The following is a 17,101-nucleotide window of genomic DNA, read 5'->3' as shown; positions in this document are numbered from 1 at the left end:
AGCGTGTTTCCGGTTTCCTGGTTTCCGAGGCGGCCCCTACGCGTGCGCGCGCGAGGACGGAAACTTCCGTCACCCAGCGTCGCTACGGGGCCTGTGGCGGCCGAACAGCCGTCCGGGGGTCAAACCCCACCCGGAAGGGGGCTCAGACGCCCTCACGGGCGCCTACGGCCTCGGGCTATTTCAGCGGCTATTGCGGCCGCGCCTGCCGCCGCTCTTGCCGCCCTCGGTGACGGTGCGGACCACCGTGACCACGGCCCAGCCCAGCACGAGCGCGATGAACGCGAGCATGGCCAGGTTCGCGGCGACAGCCGTGAGCGCGCCGACGAGGAGCGGGCCGAAGTAGACGCCGGCCGCGACCGCCCCGGCACCGACACCGGAGCCGAGCGCGACGCGCTGCACCGTGCGGTCAGGCGGCGCCTGGTGGATGTGCACCACCTGCGGCCCGGCGCTCTGCTGTGCGGGCAGGTTGGCGGGGTCGGCGTAGACGTGGCTTCCGTCCGGGAGCTGAACGACGGTCAGCGGGCGGTGTTCGGGGAGCTGTTCCATGACGCACCCTCCGGGGCGTTGTCGGGGAAAGCGCAGGTCGACCACATGCCGAGCGACGGCGGGATGACGTATCCCGCGTCGCGGCGGCAGGCGGGGCAGATGCGGCGGGCGGCGTTGGCCTTGGCCAGAGCCGCCCACCGGGCCGGGGTCATCGGACGCACCGGCTTCGCGCGGTCGATGCGGTAGAGGTAGGCGACCAGCGGGCCGCGCCGTCGGCGCGGCCGTTCGAGCTGCGCCGCCACCCCCTGGCCACCCGGGCGCAGGCCCAGGGCGCGGAGCTGGCGGTAGGTGGCGTAGCCGTCCGGGGCGAGCCGCCACCGGTAGACGGGCAGGGCGCCCATCAGGCGACCTGGAGACCGCGTTCGGCGCGCAGCGTGTCGCGCAGGCTGCGAGCGTTCGCCGGCGAGGTGCGGACCGCAAGGCGGATGCCCTCGGCGGTCAGCTTGGCGTCCGGCCAATCCGCCGTGGCCTTCCGTGCCTCGTCCAGCAGCTCATCCGGGGTGCGCTTCGGGCGCGGGGTACGGGCGACCTCGGGCACACGGCCCGTGGCCCGACGCGGGCGAGTCGACTCGGCGGCCACCGTGCGCCGCTCGATCGGCTCCGGGGTCGGCTGCTCGATCGCTCCGACCGGCTTGGCCGGGATGTTCGACTTCAGGAAGCCGACTGCCACCGCTCGGGGCAGCGGCTTCACGTTCGGCGTGATCGGCGCCGGGGTCGATACCACCAGGTCAGAACTAGACCGATTCCTCTCGGTTACGGTCGATTCCTCCGCATTCACGGTCGGTGCCGCGATCGGGGCGGGGCGATGGTGCAGCACCTTCGCCACGAGGTCGGAGCCGAAGTAGATCGACCCGACCGGCAGCGAGGTGGCGAGCAGCACGAGCGCCCAGTTCGCCGGGTCCCAGTCGGCCAGTCGCCCCCAGTCGACCGAGCGGCCGTGCAGCTCCGGGACGAGGCCGTGCACGTAGTTCAGCACGAGCGAGGCGATCGTGTAGGCGGCCAGCACCCGCAGTGCGAACGTGCGGTCCCGTCCGGCGAGCACGAGCGTGGCGATCAGGGCCAGGGCCATGAGGCCGTCGACGACGAACGGGTACAGCGTCGCGGCCGTGCTGTCGGCACCGATGGCGCCCGCGATGTCGCGCAGCGCGTTCCAGGACACCCGGAAGGCCATCGCGACCACGACGACCAGCGCCAGCACGAGCGCGGCGCGGCCCTTGCGGTGCAGGTTCATGCGGCGCCGCCCGCCTGTCCGGCCAGGCCGTTGACGTGGTCGCGGTGCGCGGCGAGCACGCGCCGGCGGGCCCGGCGGATGCGCCGCTCGTCCAGCTCGCACGGCGTGCGGTCGATGACGATGATCTGCGCGTCGAGCAACTCGATCTCAGCGCGGATGACGGGCATCTCCGTGTCGATGGCGTCCAGCTCCGCGTCCGTCGGCTCCATCCACGGCTCGAACGCGGTAACAGCGTCCTGAACAGTCACGATGTGGTCCATGGGTCGTGTTCTCCCTAGCAGGTGGCAACGGCCCGAACCGCGCCCCCGGTGTTCGCGCACCGGGGGCGCTTGCCGTTGGGGTCGGAGAGTCCGGCTCCCCTCGGCGCTGCTCGTACAAGACGAGCAGCGGAGGCAACCGGCCGCAGCACAGGTCAGCCGCACTGCGGAGAAGTTGAGGTCGCGCTGTACCGCGCGCAGGGGCAGAACCTGCGCGCGCCCGCCCGCTTGCTCGCGGAGGTGGGGCGGGATCCCCTCGGCACGCTGTTGAGTTCTCAAGGCACAGGCGCTCACTTCGTACTCACCCCGCTGGGCTTTCCTCCGGGCACATCCCTAGGGTTCCCTAGGGTTCCCTGCGGTGTCAAGCAGTAAGCTAGGGAACCGCAGGGAACCGCTGATGAGGGAGCTGACGACATGGCCGGTCAGGCCGACAATCGGGCGCCGTACGCGAAGATTGCCGCCCACTACACGGAGCTGATCGAGTCCGGTCAGCTACCGCCGGGATCACTCCTGCCGAGCATCAAGAACCTCTCGGAAGAGTGGGGGGTGAGCACCGCCACCGCTGAGAAGGCACTGCGCAAGCTGCGGAATGAGGGCCTGGTCAGGGGCATTCATGGGATCGGGACGGAAGTTCTGGACCGCCCGGCTCCCATGTCCTCGGGATCTCAGCGACAGGACCGGGGCCGCCGTACCGGCTCAAGCTGGGGCTCCGGGGAAAGGTCCGACTCACACGAGGCCGCTGTAGTGCCTGCCCCTCCAGACGTGGCACAGGCGCTAGGCATCGAGCAGCGTTCCGACGTGATCCGCCGGCGCCGGGTGTACAGGGACCGACACGGCATCGTCGCGCACAGCACGTCGTGGATTCCGGCTCAGTACGGGAAGCTCATCCCGCAGTTGGCGGTGAGCGAGCGACTGGCAGGTGGTACATCGCTCCAGCTCATCGCCGAAGCGACGGGCCTACCGATCACTCATCGGATCGACACCGCCTCAGCGCGCCTGCTGACTGCAGATGATGCACGGCTCTTGGATCTGGACCCCCAGAATCCGCCGACGGAACCCGTGGTCGTGATGACGGCCAAGTTCATCGACAGCGAGGGCAACGTCGTGGAGTACGGCGTGGACCTCGGAGGCCCCGGTCGTACCTGGCGAACGGAATCTGAGGTGTCCCAGTGACAACCATCGACGACACGCTTCTGAGCGTGCTCGAAGACCGCATGGGCACTCTCCTCACTGCTCGCCGTACTGGACGACTCTCCCCCGAAGCCAAAGCAGAGATCTCGGTGATCTCTCAGACCCTGACGAAGCCGATGCCCACACACCCTCCGTTCTGCGTCCTCATGGCCGGCCTCCCCGGCTCCGGCAAGACCACCCTTTCCCGAGCGCTCACCGATCGCAGCTTCGTACGCTTGTGCCCAGACGAAGAGATGTATCGGCGCCACGGGGTGTACGGCGTGGACTTCCCCAGGGGCACCTTCCCGACCCTGGAGCGCCCGGTCCTTGAAGACGTGGCGGTCGAACTGCGGCAGCTACTTCAGTCAGGCCACGACGTTGTAGTCGACCACGGCTTCTGGACACCCGATGACCGCGCCCGGTGGCGAGCCATCGCTAGGAATGCCGGTGCAACCCCCGTCCTCGTGTATCTCGAAGCGAGTCACGACGAACTTTGGGCAAGGATCAGCAAGCGCAACGAAGCCCACGCACACGATCCCAACTCGATCTACTTCTCCGAGAGTGATCTGCGTCGATACCGAACGCGCTTCGTCCCTCCGCAGTCTGACGAACCGCATCTCACGTACAACGGCGATCCTGCGGATGTAATTGCAGCTCTAGGTAACGGCCGCCCTTGAGTTCGGGCCGCCTGATGTGCATTTCAACCGTATAGATCTTCTACATGCTCCCATCCGAAGCCCCCTTCAGGGTCTACCCGGAGCGTCCCCAGAGAGGCTGATTCAACTCCGTCCTCCCAATTCGACGTGTAGGCGAGCAACACGGGCTTGAAGGGAGGTCTCGGAGGCATCAGCCCAGGGATGTCCAATGGGGGTTGTTCGGCGTCGCTCAATGACCGCCTGAGCCAACTAGCTACAGCCTTGTGAATAGAGCCGTCGCTATTTAGGTAGCCCAGCGCGTGATCGAGAGACGCTTGATGTGTCGAGTACCTCAGCGGAACTAGTACGCAGTTACCTACTACCGGATATGTTCCTTGCTTCATGTGTGCCGTGGTGCCACCGAACTCTTCCGCGACTTCAATAAGCGTTCTCAGAAGCGCCATATGCATAGCTCTGCCGTAATGCACAGCTTTGCCCGTAGTCAATTCGACCGACCGTTTGGCCATTTCGTGTGCATGTGAGAGGCATCGCGGAAGGGTCGCGATCAACGACCTGGGAAGCCATTCGGCCGGGCCGACATATTCGTTGGTAGCCAGGTCACTGACGGATCGCTGATCCACCTTCAACCCGTAAACACGGTCAGCCTGAGTGAGGAGCTGGCTGGGGGTGAGCATAAACAGCTCTACTCCCGCACGCCGCCTTAGCTCGACTCGCAGCTCAGTCCTGGGCCGAGCAGGCCCCTGGCCGTGAGAAGACACCCACCAGTCTTCCTTCACGTCTCCGGTGACCAGGAGAACGTCCTTTTGACGCCGACTGGCCTCCTCTAGCAGTTGAGCCCACACCAAGTAATCGCCCGCTGCCCGGTCTGACTCTTTGGCGATGTCCTCATATCCGGGAGGAATCTTTTCGTCAGCTCGCCTCGCGGCTTCTCTGACGGCGACTTCATATTCCTCTCGGGAAAACGGATCCCCAATCCTGCCATCCAGGAGTGGTTCCAGTTCGAGCAGAATAGGATCGGTCTGCGTTGACGCAGTCCCCTCTAGGGCGTCTTTCCTCGCTTGCTCCTCGATGAACCGCTTCAAGGCCGCCAACGTGTGAGCTATCGAATCCCTGGCTTCATCAACTTTGTGGTTGGCTTCACTATCGTTGACTAGGTGCACGTCCTTCAGCCAGCGGTCCAAGGCGTCTTTGGTGGATCGTGCTGCTTTATCTAGAGCCGAACAGGCATCTCGCGCCTTGGCTTTGTGGTGGCCGCGCACAGAAGGGAGATCCCGATTGCGCCAAAACTCCGTGATGACTTGATGCGGAATCCAGATTTGTTCTTTCAGTTGACGCAAGACCGCAAAAGTGTCTTTTCGGGTGCGCTCGTTGGAGCGGTAGAGGTTGATTAGGACGTTCGTGTCGAGGACGATGACGCCAGACCTGAAGAGCCGCTCATAATCGGATTGCGAAGGTGTGCGGTAGGCGTCGTCACAGTCGTAGATACCGCGTGCTGACGTGCCGTCGGATACCGCTCCCGGTTCCGCTTCCTTCGTCACTGATCCCCCTGCCTGACGTTCCGAGCGGAGTGATCAGTCTTCCATGAGACCGTCAGCATCGACAGCCAGATGACGGTGACGCTCTCCCGTCAGCGACCAGCGCGCATCGACCGCTCGGATGTCGGCGACCACCGACGGCAGTCGTTGACGGCAACACCGGTGGACTGCGTCATACGCCAAGGCACTGTCACGCACTACGTGGGCTGGGAAGGCTGGTTCTGCTCGTGGACGGGTCGACGGCAGAAAGACCTCCTAAAGCGGGTGTCGCAGGTTCGAATCCTGCCGGGGGCACCAGCTCAGAGGCCCGTCACCTCCGAAATTTCGGAGGTGACGGGCCTTTGACATCCACGGCTGACATCAACGAGGGCGGTCACTGTCGACCGGGGCGTCTCCTGAGCAGCCGGTCCATGTGGCTCATGGCTTCGCGCTGGGTGTCCTGGACGACGTGCGTGTACACGTCCATGGTGATGCTGATCTGTGAGTGGCCAAGGATCTCCATCACGACGCGGGGCGCGACTCCGGCCGCCGTGAGGAGGGTCGCAGTTCCGTGGCGAGCATCGTGCAGCCGGATCACCCGGAGGCCAGCGGACTCGGCGACGCGGGTGAAGGAGCGGTAGAGGTTGCGCGGCTCGACCGGGCGGCCGGTCCGAGTGGTGAAGACGTACGCCGACTCCTGCCACCCCTCCCCCGCCTTCGCACGGGCAGCCGCCTGCCGCATACGGTGCCAGCGCAGGGGCGCGATGCAGAGAGCGGGCAGCGGGACCGCACGGCGACGACGGCTCTTCGGGTCGTCGTCGTAGAGGACGCCACGGCGACGCTGCATCTGCTGGCGGACGTAGAGGACGCGGTTGTCGAGGTCGAGGTCAGACCAGCGAAGGCCGACGATCTCACCCCGGCGGAGGCCCATGGCGATGGCGAGCACGAAGGCCGCGTAGAGCGGATCCTTGCGGGAGGCCGCGAGGAAGTCGAGCGTCTCGTCGAGGGTCCAGGGCTTCAGCTCGCGGTTGTCGGTGCGGGGCGGCTCGACGAGCTTGGCCACGTTCCGTGTGATGAGTTCCTCGCGGCAGGCGGACGACAGCGCCGACCGCAGAACTCGGTGCGACTCCTTGGCGGTTGCGGCAGTGGTCTCCTTCTCCAGGCGGACCAGGAACCTGCGCACGTCGGCGAGCTTCCGCCGGGGCTTGATGACGTTGTCCAGCCAGTACGGCAGCCACTCGGAGAGCTTGGCGGACGTGGTGGGCACAGGAACGCCCTGGTCCACCTTGTCGAGCAGCTCACGGCGCTTGGCGTCGCACTCCGCCCACGTCTTGCCGTAGGCGAACTTGCGAGCACGGGTGCCGTCCGGCTGGAGCACGTAGACCGCTTGGTGATGGTGCCCGCCCCGTTGGGGTTGCGCTTGCGTTGCTGGGCCATCAGGCGGCCGCCTCCAGTTCGTTGGTGATGTAGTCGCGGACAGCCCACGCCGGGATGCGGCGGCACCGGCCGATGGTGAGCGAGGGCAGGCGCCGGGAGCGGATGAGGTCGTAGACCGTGGAGCGGCCGAGCTTGAGTCGGGCCATGACGTCGGGGACCGTCAGCAGTTCTTCGTCAGCCACGGGTGGGCTCTCCTTCGGTTCCGGGGGCGGGTTCGAGGGATGCGGCGAGCCAGGCTTCGGCGTTGGAGAGGCCGGTTCCGGCGAAGACCCAGTGGGCGAGGACGTAGGTCGTCTCGGGTCCGGTGTCGACGGTGGCGGCTTGGGCTCCTCGCCATTCGGCGCGGGCGTCGCGGAGGGCGCCGAGGGTGGTGGAGTAGCGGCGGGACTTGGTGGAGAAGTGGCCGCGGAAGCCGAGCATGTGAGCCCAAGCGCGCAGGCGGAGGTGTTCCAGGTCCTTGCGAGCGCCGAGGGCCCAGGCGGTTCGGATGAGGCGGCGGGCGTGTTCGCTGATGTCGAGCTGGGCGAGCTCGGCGGCGAACTTCAGGGGGCGGTCGAGCGCGCCCGTCGCGGTCTCTGCGCCTTTGGTTGCGTACTTGGCGATGTAGGCGGCGACGGCCCGTTCGGTCAGTTCCTGGCCTCCGCTGAAGTCGGCGGATCGGATGGTGCGGACGTCGAGTTGGCGGCCGAAGGTGAAGGTGTGGGTGCGTCCGTCGATGGTCGGGCCGTCTACGCGGGCCATGGCTGCGGCGGTGCGTATGGCGTCGGTGAGGAGTTCGGCGGTGGCCCAGGACGGGGGCGGGGAGTCGCCGCCGGTGGGGCCGTCGAGGCGTATGACGGCGTGGAAGTGGACCGCGCCGCGCTTCTGGTACTCGGCGACTGTGGCGAAGGAGACGCGGGCGTGGTCGCGGAGGCTGCGCTGAGACAGGCCCGCGCGCTTGGCGACCTCACGGCGCAGGTAGATGGAGAAGCGCCGCCAGAGGGCACCGGCGTGCGCGTTCCACAGCACGGCCGCTTCGTAGTCGTACGTGTCCGGGTCCAGCGCGGTGCCGAGGTCGGTGTCGTCCTGGTCGTGGTGGGTGCCGCAGCGGCAGGGGCGGCCGTCGGTGCGACGGTTGTGGACCGGGCCGAAGCCGGGGGCGGTAAGGGTGGCGAAGACGCGCGGGTGGGCGGCGACGTGTTCGGGGGTGCCTTTGCCGCCGCGCAGTCCGGCGGTGATCAGTTGGAAGGTGTCTCGCCGGTAGACCTCGGCACAGGCCGCGCAGCGGGTGGTGCGGCGGTTGTTGCAGCGGACGAGGAGTTGGCCGGCCGGGAGGGTGGTGGAGTCGAGGTGCTGGAGGACGCGGCCGATTTCGCCGGTCGTGGTGTCGATGTCGTACTCGGTGCGGTGGCCGTCGAGGCGGATGGGGTTGGTGCAACCGCCGAGTCCGGAGAGCTGCCGGAGGATACCGGGCAGGGTGCCGTGTGCGGCGAGGTTGGCAAGTTCCGGGAGCGGGGGCGGGGTGGTGCGGGTGAAGATGGCTGTTCTCCTTCTGACTGGCTCGGTCAGGAGTGATGGGCCGCTGGGGCGGCGGATGCTTGGCCGTGTCGCGCCGCCCCAGCGGTGAGCAGGCTGTGATCAGCGGCGGTGCTGGTCGCGGAGCAGGGAGCGCAGGACCACGGCGGCGACCGCCACCGAGATGGCCGTGACGGCGACGGCCGCCAGGAGCGCGGTGAGGACGACGCCGCCCACGAGGACGGCCGCAACCGTCTTCTGATCGACGGAGATCGACGGGAGCGAGCGCCGGGTAGGGGCCGGGTCGGCCGGGGTGTGGGTGTGGGCGGGCGGCGGGGTGGGGGCGTCGGGGTACTTGGGCAGGAACACGGTCGAGGTCTCCTTATCTACTCGTCTAGGCATGTGAGCCGTTTATGACGTCCACGCCGGAACGGGTGCCGGACTCGATGGCGGGGGCGAGGAACGTGTGCGAGAGCCAGAAGCCGAAGAGGGCGATCAGGACGACGATCCAGACGCGGACGCCGACGAACTTGACCGCTCCCCAGGCGAAGAAGCCGAGGACGACGACGAGCGGCAGGCTGACGGTCACGGGATGGGGGTCCTTTCAGCGGATGGGGCAGCGGTGGGTGCGGGCGGCGAGTTCGGCGGCGGCGCGGCTGTCGTAGTCGGCGGAGAAGTTGCAGCGCGGGGCGGTGCAGGCGGCGGTGTGTTTCTCGCGGCCCCGGTTGTCGTGGGCGGTGCCGACCTGGACGGGGCCGATGCGGGTGACGTTGCGGAAGCGGCGGTGGGCGCTCACGCGGGTTTCCTTTCAGAGGTGGGCGGCGATGGCGTCGGCCATCGGGGCCGGGACGCCGAGGCGCGCGCGGAGGGTGGGCGTGTCGATGGGGGCACCGGTGCGGGTGTGGTGCTCGTCGGCGACTTTGCGGGCGTGGTTGATCAGGGCGGCGGGGATCGGCACGGGCGGGGGTTCCAGCGGTGGCTCGATGGAGGTTGGGGTGGGCGCTTCGAGGGCGGTTTCGGGCTCGTCCTCCTGGTCCTCGATGACCTCGACGTCGTCGGCCGTCTTGGGCGGTGAGTGGGCGAGGAGGGTTCCGCCGAGGAAGGCGACTGCGGGCCAGCCCGCGACGAGGATGCGCAGCCAGGCCGGGACGTTGCCGAGGTCGAGCAGGCCGGCGGTTGCGACGTTGGCGCCGAGGGACGCGGCGAGGGCGATGACGAACCAGCACCAGGCGGCCGTCTTGGCGTTGCCGGTACGCAGTCGGCGCCAGGCGGCGACGAGCAGCAGGTCAACCGAGACGGGGTAGGCCCACGCCTTCCAGCCGTCCTGTCCGGCCGCCACGGCGACGTCGTGGAGGTGGGCGAAGGACAGTGCGGCGGCGATGAGGGCTTGGACGAGCACCGCGTCAACGCGGGCCAGGTGGGCGCGCACGGTGCGGCTCCTTCCGGGTCCGGGCATGGGAGGGGTAGGGACGTGGCGCGAGGCGGTCACGCCGATCGGGCGTGGGAGTGGGCGAGGGTCAGTCGGTCACGGGGTGCGGTTGAACGGCCGGACTGGGAGCCTCGACGGGCCGGACGGGCATGTCGGGCCTGAACCGCTTGAGGGCAGGCACGTCGGGCACCATGTGCGCCGACTCGCGGCACACGTCAGCGGCGGCGCCCAGGGACAGATATGGCGTTCGGATGCGGGACCAGCCACCGGAGGTGTCGCCCGCGACGGCCAGGCCGGGCCGGTCGGGAGCGATGGCGCATGCGGCGTGGACCGCTTCGGGGGCGATGTCGCCGAGGGCCATCTTGGCGGAGGCTTCGTCGTTGACGCGGTGGCAGACGCGGCCGGTCAGTTGAGCGCGCAGCATGGTGGCGCCCTTGCCGAGTTCGGCGCCGAAGCGCTGGCCGCAGACTTCCAGGTAGATGCCGGCGGCGCGGCCGAGCTGGGCGAGGCGGATGAGCTGGGTGACCATCTCGTCGCGGCGTTCCTCGTCCTTCTTCGTGGCGGTGAGGAATAGTTCGGCCACCTCGTCGACGAACAGCACGACGGGCACCGGTCGTTCGCTCTCGGGCAGGCCCCAGATGTCGGAGGTGATCTCCTCGTCGGGGATGTCGGGGGCGATGCCCTGCCGGGCCTTGATCAGGTCGTATCGGTCCTCCATTTCCTTGACGAGTACGGGCAGCAGCTCGGCGGCTTCCTCCTGGTCGGTGGCGAACGCGGACAGGCGCGAGGCGAACGGCGCCAGCTCGACGCCTCGTTTGCAGTCGATGCCGACGAGCGCAACCGCCTGGCGGGCGAGGCCGGAGATGAGGTGGCGCACGTACATGGACTTGCCCGACAGCGTCGCGCCGAGGGTGAGTTGGTGAGGAACGGCGCGGTAGTCCCGCAGGAAGGGAGTGGCATCCTCGCGGAGGGCCACCGGCACCGTGAGGAACGGGCTGTCGAGCCTGCGGGGCATCCGCACCTGCCGCAGGACGTCATAGCCGACGAGCCGCAGCTCGACCACACCCGGCTTGACCGTCGTGACGTACACGGCGTGAACACCCCAAGCGTGCCGCAGCCGTTCGGCCGAGGCAGCGACGTCCGCCGGTTCCTGGCCCGGGGCGAGCCGGAGACGAAGCCGTAGCCCGGTCGAGGTGGGCCGGATGACGCCACGGCGCGGAGGCACGGGCCGCACCTCACGGCGGGTGGTGGCCTTGACGGCGAGGACCCGCAGCCGGGACGGCGCCACGGTCAGGCCACATGCTTCCATGACCGACCCGTAGGAGGTCATCAGCCGGAGCGTGGATACCGGCAGGCCAACTGCGGACCAGTAGACCGCCGGATGGTTGGCCCGGGCGTAGGCGGCCCCGCCACCGAGTGCGGCGACAGGACCACCCACCTCCACAAGCGTTGCGAGGTCGCTCATCAGGCAGCGGCCCCGGTAGTGGCCGGGAAGGCGGCCGGGGTCACGGCGGCGGCGCGGTAGGCGATGCCGTGGCGCTGCTGGCCGTTGAACACGGACTCCCACAGCCGGGCGATGAGCCCCGGCAGCGAGACCGGTGCCCCGAGGGCCAGCCCTTCCGAGACTCCGCTCCCGGGGACGGTGACCTTGATGAGCTAGGACTCGCCTTCCTCGATGAAGACGACGCCGATGGTCATCAGCGCCTCGCCGCTGTTGGCGTCCTTGGCGATCTCGCCGGTCTGCCGGTCGCGGACCTTGAGCTCAGGGGCCTCCGTCAGGAGGATCGTCGCGGCCGAGGTCTCAACACGGATGGTGCGCAAGGAACTTTTCTATCTACTCGTCTATACAAGATGCGATCTGCGAACCCGAGGGCACGGCGATCACCTTGCCACACAACTTGCCCACTCGTGTATACGAGTATGCCTGTTGAGGTGTACGAGTCCTGAGAAGCACCCCCACGCACCACCTCTGACCTGCGGTCAGGTCGCCGGAAGCTGATACGACAGCACGTAGGCGTCAGCCGCCATCACTGTGTCGCAGACCTCGACGGCCCGCCCCTCGGTGTCGTACGCGGTCCGGATCAGGTGAATAACGGGCACGCCGGAGGCCAGCCGCAGCGTCTTCACCTCTGCGGGCGAGGGCATCCGGGCGCAGATCTCTTCCTCGAAGCGGCCGAGGTGATGGCCCAGCTCTTCGAGGCGGGCGTAGATGCCACCGGGGCCGGGGTTGGGCTCGGCGATAGGGGTCCCCCGGGCGATGTCGAGAGGCAAGTAGGAGGTGGCGAACTCGACGGGCCGCCCGTCGAGGAGATACCGGCGCCGACGAGCCAGCACCCGCCGCACGGACCCGAGACGGGTGGAGACGTCCTGACTGGCCTTCTCTTCCTTGACCTCAAGGCTGTCGACCTGCGGATGACTGCCGGCCGCGTCCGCCTCCACGATGAACGCGGACTTGCCCTGCTCCCGATGCCGCCGGGCGAACCGGTCGGAGGCGAGCCGACGCACGGGCGGCCGGGGCCGCACGAAGACGCCCTTGCCGTGCTCGGCGTGGACCAGGCCCTCACCCTGAAGGATGGAAAACGAGTTTCGAACGGTCATCCGGGAAACCCCGTAATGATCGACAAGCTCAGCCTCCGAGGGCAGCTTTTCGCCCTCTCTGAACCGCCCACGGTCAATGGCCTCGCGCAGTTGATCAGCGATCTGACGGAAGACCGCACGATCACTCGTGGGGTCCAGGTCGCCGAGGAGGCCGGAAGGAAGAATGGGCACGTGTGTACTCCTTTAGGTATCTAGACGAGTGAGCGAGTCTTGTTGCTACGGTGGAGAGCCTAGCCATCCGAGAGGGCTGAGGAACGTGAGCATGGAACGCCCGCACTCCGTGAGCGTCGCCGGGGTCGTCGTCGACGACCAGGGCAGGGCCCTCCTGATCCAGCGACGCGACAACGGTCACTGGGAACCCCCGGGTGGCGTCCTGGAGCGCGAGGAAACTATCCCCGAGGCACTGCAACGAGAAGTCCTCGAAGAAACCGGCATCAAGATCGCGCTTCCCGCGACCCTCACCGGCGTCTACAAGAACATGACGGGCCTCATCGTCTCTCTGGTCTTCCGCTGCGAGGCCGCCGACGGCACCCCGAGCACCGGTGACGAGACCCGCGCCCTGCGCTGGGCAAACCGTGAAGAGGTCTCCGAGCTCGCCGACGAGGCATACGCGATCCGCGTCCTTGACGCACTCGACGCGATGTCCCCGCCAGCCATACGCGCCCACGACGGCGTGAAACTCGTCTAGCCCAAACCCGCTGCACATGGCGGCCTACCAGCATGAAGAAACTTGTATGCACGAGTATACGAGTACAGCCCGGGTGTGGGGGCTTTCTTGCCCAGGTTTCCCGGAAGAGGTCAGCAGAGCCCGCCGCTGGACATGGGACATCCTGCGCGGCTCACCCCTCGCCGAGGACGCCGAACTGATCGTGAGCGAGCTCAGCGCGAACGCGATCCTCCACACAGCCAGCGGCCACACATCCGGCAGCTTCCACCTGGCCCTGGCCGTGTCCCCACAGGTCGTAGCCCTGTCCGTCACGGACGACGGAAACGCCGGCACCGCCCCCAAGATCGAGCACCAGGACCAGGACGCCGAGCACGGCCGGGGCCTTGCCATGGTCAACGCGATCGCCCACCGAATCGTCGTCCGCAACACTGACGGCGGCCGCACGGTCACCGCGGAACTCTTCACGACCCCACGCCCAGGAGGACACCTGTGCTGAGGGACAAGCCGCAGTGGGGCTACTGGTGCGAGTGCTGGACCGAGGACCTCACCGAGGAGACGGGGCCAGCGCTGCGAGCATCCCTCGACGCGTACTCGGCACCACAGGCCGACCGATGGGTAGCGGTGGCCCTGCGCACCATCTCACCGGCACTGGACCCCGACGCATCGCAAGAGGCGTGGGAGTGGTTGTACGACGGCCGCATCGAAACACGACGAGCCCTCCTACTTGCCGAGCCCTGCACGGTGACCATCACCCAGGCCGACACACGCATCACCTGGACCATCCGACCGGCACCCTCCCTACCACTCGCACACCGTCAGGCCGCCAACCTCCCCGGCTGCGCATACGACTTCAAGCCCCGCCCGACCTACTGAGTTACAACTTTCTTTACGGGTTCAAGTGCGGCTCGCTCCGCTCCCCGCGCGCGACCCGGCCCCCGGCCGGGCCTGCGCTCATGTCTCCGCCCCGCTCCAGCCCGGCCGGCGCCCGTGCCGCGCTCAGCGCAAATCAGCCGCCTGACGCCAGAGAAGGGGTACGTCGTGGCTGGGGCGGTCGGCTCCGCGGCTTTACGGAGCCACTTTGGCGCGAGCCTCGCAGATCATGGCCCCAACGTCGTGCTTTACCGGGCAGGTCCACAGACCGTCCGACGCGCCGCAAGCTTACGGGGCCATGATCACTCGCCCCATGGCGGCTCCCGCCCAGAGCCGTTACACCGCCCCTGGAGGTACCGACAGGAACGATCTCGACACCAGGATCCGCTCCGATCCTCGACTGACCCGCCACTCGCTGTCTGCCAGGGGACCTCGAAGTTGCCATAACGGTCAGTGCGGGGCAGTACGATCCCTCGTGTGATTACAGGCGAGCTGAAGAGCAAGGTTGACCGCGTCTGGGACGCGTTCTGGTCGGGCGGGATCTCCAACCCGCTAGAAGTGATGGAGCAGATCACCTACCTACTCTTCATCCGGCGTCTGGACGAACTGCAGACGGTCAGGGACAAGATGGCCCGGCGCGGCATCCCGGACACCAATCCCTTCTTCGACCCTGATCAGCAGGACCTGCGCTGGCAGAATCTCAAGGACACCGAGCCAGCGAAGATGTACGAGACGGTCGCCGAGAAGGTCTTCCCGTATCTGCGCGCGCTGGGCGGCGAGGGCTCCACGTACTCGCACCACATGAAGGACGCCCGCTTCACGATCCCGACGCCAAACCTGCTGTCCAAGGTCGTCCTCCTCCTGGAGGGCATCCCGATGCAGGACAAGGACACCAAGGGTGACCTGTACGAGTACATGCTCGGAAAGATCGCTTCAGCGGGACAGAACGGGCAATTCCGTACGCCTCGGCACATCATTCAGTTGATGGTCGAGATGACCGAGCCGAACCCGCGTGACGAGATCTGCGACCCCGCCTGCGGTACGGCCGGCTTCCTAGTTGCCGCGTCCGAGTACGTACAGCGCGTCCATAAGGACGATCTGGTCGAAGCCGACAACCAGAATCACTTCAACAACAGCATGTTTCACGGGTTCGATTTCGATTCGACCATGCTCCGCATCGGCTCGATGAACATGCTCCAGCACGATGTCGCGAGCCCTGACATCCGCTACCGCGACTCCCTCTCGCAAAGCGCGGGCGAGGAAACCGACCGCTACTCCCTGATCCTCGCGAACCCGCCCTTTGCTGGCAGCCTCGACTACGAGACGACTTCTTCGGACCTGCTGAAGGTCGTCAAGACCAAGAAGACCGAACTCCTCTTCCTTGCTCTCTTCCTCAAGTTGCTCAAGCCCGGCGGCCGGGCCGCGGTGATCGTCCCCGACGGCGTTCTCTTCGGCTCGACAAAGGCGCATCAGGAACTGCGTCGCATGCTGGTCGAGGACCAGAAGCTCGACGCAGTGGTGAAGCTGCCGTCTGGCGTCTTCAAGCCATACGCCGGCGTCTCCACCGCCATCCTCTTCTTCACGAAGACGGACTCCGGTGGCACGGACGATGTCTGGTTCTATGACGTCCAAGCGGACGGCTTCAGCCTGGACGACAAGCGCACACCACTGTTGCCCGAGGATCATCTGGGTGCACGCGCCACCGGCCTAACAACTGAGGAACACACCAGGAACAACCTCCCGGACGTTCTTGCCCGCTGGAAGCGTCGCACCACCGATGAACGCTCTCGAACCCGTACAGAACAGAGCTTCTGTGTGCCGAAGTCCGACGTCGCTGCCCAGGGCTACAACTTGTCGATGAACCGCTACAAAGAGATCGTTCACGAGGAGATGGCCTCTCGGTCGCCGTTGGGGATCCTGGACGACCTAGAGCAGTTGAATAAGGAGATAGAAGCGGGCACGGCGAAGCTGAGGGAGATGCTGGCATGACGTCCTGGAAGCGCGTCAGCTTGGGGGACGTCTGCCGAATCCAGGCCGGCGGAACTCCGAAACGCTCCGTTCCGGAGTACTTCAACGGGTCAATTCCCTGGGTGAAGATCGGCGACATGCTCCAAGGTGAGATCGTCGACACTGAGGAGAAGATCAGCGACAGGGCCGTACACGAGAGCGCCGCAAAGATTTTCCCCGCGGGGACTGTCCTGATCTCCATCTTCGCCACCATCGGCAGAACAGCCACTTTGGGTGTTGAGGCTGCGACGAACCAGGCCATTGCCGGAGTGATCCCCAAGAATCCGACGAGACTCTCGCCCCTCTATCTGCGGCGCTACCTCGACAGTGTGGTCGCCGAGCTGAAACGCAAAGCGAGCGGCGTAGCACAGGTGAACATCAACTCAGGGATCCTCAAGGCACTTGAGATCCCCTTGCCCTCCATGGCAGAACAGAAGCGCATCGCTGCCGTTCTGGATCAGGTGGACAGCCTGCGCGCTAAGCGCCTGAAGGCCATCGCCCTCCTCGACGAACTCACCCGGTCCACGTTCCTCGACATGTTCGGCGACCCGTCGCACAACCCACGGAAATGGAGACAGGAGAAGATCGGATCGCTCCTCCTCGTCAAACCCGGCTATGGGACGATGATTCCGGCGACCGAACAAAAAAGTGGTCACCTGTGCATCCGCGTGGCCAATATCCAGAACTGGTCCCTGGATCTCTCCAGCCGAAAGTACGTCACCCTGCCGCCCGACGATGGCGAGCGACACGAAGTCGCAACGGGGGATCTCCTGATGGCGCGCGCTATTGCCACACAGGAACATCTCGGAAAGGCTATCGTCGCCGAGCCAGGAAACGAGAAGTGGGCCTTCGACTCTCATATCCTACGTCTTCGGTTCAATCCAATGAAGGCGAATCCGTACTACGTACAGGCCCTGCTGGCGACTCCCGGAGGTCGGTCGGTCTTCCTCGGAGCCACCCGCCGTTCGTCGGTTCAGTACAACATCAATTCCAAGGAGATCTCGGCGTTGGAGATCCCCGTGCCGCCGATCGCGGAGCAGGAGAAATTCCGCGCGGCGCTGACCGGAGTGGACAGGGCGCGGAAGACCCACTACACCCATCTCGGCGTCCTTGACGAGCTCTTCGCCTCCCTACAGCAGCGCGCCTTCTCCGGCACTCTCTGGGATTACGAAGCCGCCGCGTAGAGCCTGACAGGCCCGCGCGTTGCTGCACCAAACATCACCTG

20 protein-coding genes and 2 pseudogenes are annotated in these 17,101 nt (G+C 66.7%); 7 read left to right on the top strand and 15 right to left on the bottom strand.

Annotation, left to right across the window (positions count from 1 at the left end):
* Positions 1-180 precede the first annotated feature (180 nt).
* From ACIBBD_RS25710 to ACIBBD_RS25695, 4 genes are read right to left on the bottom strand one after another with little or no spacing between them, the layout of a single operon-like run.
* Positions 181-546 carry a DUF6251 family protein gene (locus ACIBBD_RS25710; RefSeq protein WP_399421889.1) on the bottom strand — a complete coding sequence of 122 codons (366 nt, stop codon included), beginning with the start codon at positions 544-546 and terminating at the stop codon, positions 181-183.
* A complete protein-coding gene (locus ACIBBD_RS25705; protein WP_399421888.1) occupies positions 516-887 on the bottom strand; it encodes an RRQRL motif-containing zinc-binding protein in 372 nt (123 codons plus the stop codon). Before ACIBBD_RS25705 ends, ACIBBD_RS25710 begins: the two co-directional genes overlap by 31 nt.
* Positions 887-1,777 (bottom strand): DUF2637 domain-containing protein, encoded by an 891-nt coding sequence (locus tag ACIBBD_RS25700; RefSeq protein ID WP_399421887.1) that lies wholly within the window; start codon positions 1,775-1,777, stop codon positions 887-889. The genes ACIBBD_RS25705 and ACIBBD_RS25700 overlap by 1 nt, the downstream gene beginning before the upstream one ends.
* A complete protein-coding gene (locus ACIBBD_RS25695; RefSeq protein ID WP_399421886.1) occupies positions 1,774-2,037 on the bottom strand; it encodes a DUF6284 family protein in 264 nt (87 codons plus the stop codon). The genes ACIBBD_RS25700 and ACIBBD_RS25695 overlap by 4 nt, the downstream gene beginning before the upstream one ends.
* Positions 2,038-2,448: 411 nt before the next feature.
* Between ACIBBD_RS25695 and ACIBBD_RS25690 the strand changes: the two genes are divergently transcribed.
* Positions 2,449-3,207, top strand: coding sequence for a GntR family transcriptional regulator (locus ACIBBD_RS25690; protein WP_399421885.1), 759 nt, complete (start codon positions 2,449-2,451; stop codon positions 3,205-3,207).
* On the top strand, positions 3,204-3,881 hold the full coding sequence (locus tag ACIBBD_RS25685) for an AAA family ATPase (protein ID WP_399421884.1): 678 nt from the start codon (positions 3,204-3,206) through the stop codon (positions 3,879-3,881). The genes ACIBBD_RS25690 and ACIBBD_RS25685 overlap by 4 nt, the downstream gene beginning before the upstream one ends.
* A 23-nt stretch (positions 3,882-3,904) precedes the next feature.
* On the opposite strand, the gene ACIBBD_RS25680 is transcribed toward ACIBBD_RS25685, so the two are convergent.
* The 11 genes and pseudogenes from ACIBBD_RS25680 to ACIBBD_RS25630 form a co-directional block, all read right to left on the bottom strand.
* Positions 3,905-5,398: a PIN-like domain-containing protein gene (locus ACIBBD_RS25680; protein WP_399421883.1), complete on the bottom strand. Its 1,494-nt coding sequence runs from the start codon at positions 5,396-5,398 to the stop codon at positions 3,905-3,907.
* Between the two features lie 370 nt (positions 5,399-5,768).
* Positions 5,769-6,811, bottom strand: a pseudogene (locus ACIBBD_RS25675) (tyrosine-type recombinase/integrase).
* Entirely contained in the window at positions 6,811-6,993 is a 183-nt protein-coding gene (locus ACIBBD_RS25670; RefSeq protein ID WP_399421882.1) for a helix-turn-helix domain-containing protein, read from the bottom strand. The pseudogene ACIBBD_RS25675 and the gene ACIBBD_RS25670 overlap by 1 nt, the downstream one beginning before the upstream one ends.
* Entirely contained in the window at positions 6,986-8,266 is a 1,281-nt protein-coding gene (locus ACIBBD_RS25665; RefSeq protein ID WP_399422018.1) for a replication initiator, read from the bottom strand. Before ACIBBD_RS25665 ends, ACIBBD_RS25670 begins: the two co-directional genes overlap by 8 nt.
* A 162-nt stretch (positions 8,267-8,428) precedes the next feature.
* A complete protein-coding gene (locus ACIBBD_RS25660) occupies positions 8,429-8,674 on the bottom strand; it encodes a SpdD protein (protein WP_399421881.1) in 246 nt (81 codons plus the stop codon).
* A 25-nt stretch (positions 8,675-8,699) separates the two neighbouring features.
* Positions 8,700-8,894 carry a hypothetical protein gene (locus ACIBBD_RS25655; protein ID WP_399421880.1) on the bottom strand — a complete coding sequence of 65 codons (195 nt, stop codon included), beginning with the start codon at positions 8,892-8,894 and terminating at the stop codon, positions 8,700-8,702.
* 15 nt (positions 8,895-8,909) lie between these two features.
* Positions 8,910-9,101 carry a mobile element transfer protein gene (locus tag ACIBBD_RS25650; RefSeq protein WP_399421879.1) on the bottom strand — a complete coding sequence of 64 codons (192 nt, stop codon included), beginning with the start codon at positions 9,099-9,101 and terminating at the stop codon, positions 8,910-8,912.
* Positions 9,102-9,113: 12 nt separating this feature from the next.
* The gene (locus ACIBBD_RS25645; protein ID WP_399421878.1) at positions 9,114-9,761 is read right to left on the bottom strand and encodes a DUF2637 domain-containing protein; all 648 of its coding nucleotides are present in this window, start codon (positions 9,759-9,761) and stop codon (positions 9,114-9,116) included.
* A 61-nt stretch (positions 9,762-9,822) separates the two neighbouring features.
* On the bottom strand, positions 9,823-11,199 hold the full coding sequence (locus ACIBBD_RS25640) for an FtsK/SpoIIIE domain-containing protein (RefSeq protein ID WP_399421877.1): 1,377 nt from the start codon (positions 11,197-11,199) through the stop codon (positions 9,823-9,825).
* A pseudogene (locus tag ACIBBD_RS25635) lies at positions 11,199-11,555 on the bottom strand (hypothetical protein). The gene ACIBBD_RS25640 and the pseudogene ACIBBD_RS25635 overlap by 1 nt, the downstream one beginning before the upstream one ends.
* 159 nt (positions 11,556-11,714) lie before the next feature.
* On the bottom strand, positions 11,715-12,503 hold the full coding sequence (locus tag ACIBBD_RS25630) for a GntR family transcriptional regulator (RefSeq protein ID WP_399421876.1): 789 nt from the start codon (positions 12,501-12,503) through the stop codon (positions 11,715-11,717).
* Positions 12,504-12,612: 109 nt separating this feature from the next.
* Here ACIBBD_RS25630 and ACIBBD_RS25625 point away from each other — a divergent pair, with 109 nt between their 5' ends.
* From ACIBBD_RS25625 to ACIBBD_RS25605, 5 genes are all read left to right on the top strand, one after another.
* On the top strand, positions 12,613-13,020 hold the full coding sequence (locus tag ACIBBD_RS25625; protein WP_399422017.1) for an NUDIX hydrolase: 408 nt from the start codon (positions 12,613-12,615) through the stop codon (positions 13,018-13,020).
* A gap of 46 nt (positions 13,021-13,066) precedes the next feature.
* Positions 13,067-13,495, top strand: coding sequence for an ATP-binding protein (locus ACIBBD_RS25620; protein WP_399421875.1), 429 nt, complete (start codon positions 13,067-13,069; stop codon positions 13,493-13,495).
* Positions 13,489-13,872 (top strand): hypothetical protein, encoded by a 384-nt coding sequence (locus ACIBBD_RS25615; RefSeq protein ID WP_399421874.1) that lies wholly within the window; start codon positions 13,489-13,491, stop codon positions 13,870-13,872. Before ACIBBD_RS25620 ends, ACIBBD_RS25615 begins: the two co-directional genes overlap by 7 nt.
* Positions 13,873-14,346: 474 nt before the next feature.
* Positions 14,347-15,858 (top strand): N-6 DNA methylase, encoded by a 1,512-nt coding sequence (locus ACIBBD_RS25610; protein WP_399421873.1) that lies wholly within the window; start codon positions 14,347-14,349, stop codon positions 15,856-15,858.
* The gene (locus ACIBBD_RS25605) at positions 15,855-17,060 is read left to right on the top strand and encodes a restriction endonuclease subunit S (RefSeq protein WP_399421872.1); all 1,206 of its coding nucleotides are present in this window, start codon (positions 15,855-15,857) and stop codon (positions 17,058-17,060) included. Before ACIBBD_RS25610 ends, ACIBBD_RS25605 begins: the two co-directional genes overlap by 4 nt.
* Positions 17,061-17,101 lie beyond the last annotated feature (41 nt).

This window comes from Streptomyces sp. NPDC051315, assembly GCF_044455165.1.
Lineage (GTDB): Bacteria > Actinomycetota > Actinomycetes > Streptomycetales > Streptomycetaceae > Streptomyces.
This window is presented reverse-complemented; position numbering and strand designations above follow the sequence as displayed.

What these genes read in the sequence shown, in the direction of transcription:
- ACIBBD_RS25645 (WP_399421878.1), bottom strand. Translation starts at nt 9,761, where the DNA reads ATGCCCGGACCCGGAAGGAGCCGCACCGTGCGCGCCCACCTGGCCCGC.
- ACIBBD_RS25620 (WP_399421875.1), top strand. Translation starts at nt 13,067, where the DNA reads ATGCACGAGTATACGAGTACAGCCCGGGTGTGGGGGCTTTCTTGCCCA.
- ACIBBD_RS25605 (WP_399421872.1), top strand. Translation starts at nt 15,855, where the DNA reads ATGACGTCCTGGAAGCGCGTCAGCTTGGGGGACGTCTGCCGAATCCAG.
- ACIBBD_RS25695 (WP_399421886.1), bottom strand. Translation starts at nt 2,037, where the DNA reads ATGGACCACATCGTGACTGTTCAGGACGCTGTTACCGCGTTCGAGCCG.
- ACIBBD_RS25710 (WP_399421889.1), bottom strand. Translation starts at nt 546, where the DNA reads ATGGAACAGCTCCCCGAACACCGCCCGCTGACCGTCGTTCAGCTCCCG.
- ACIBBD_RS25690 (WP_399421885.1), top strand. Translation starts at nt 2,449, where the DNA reads ATGGCCGGTCAGGCCGACAATCGGGCGCCGTACGCGAAGATTGCCGCC.
- ACIBBD_RS25640 (WP_399421877.1), bottom strand. Translation starts at nt 11,199, where the DNA reads ATGAGCGACCTCGCAACGCTTGTGGAGGTGGGTGGTCCTGTCGCCGCA.
- ACIBBD_RS25705 (WP_399421888.1), bottom strand. Translation starts at nt 887, where the DNA reads ATGGGCGCCCTGCCCGTCTACCGGTGGCGGCTCGCCCCGGACGGCTAC.
- ACIBBD_RS25700 (WP_399421887.1), bottom strand. Translation starts at nt 1,777, where the DNA reads ATGAACCTGCACCGCAAGGGCCGCGCCGCGCTCGTGCTGGCGCTGGTC.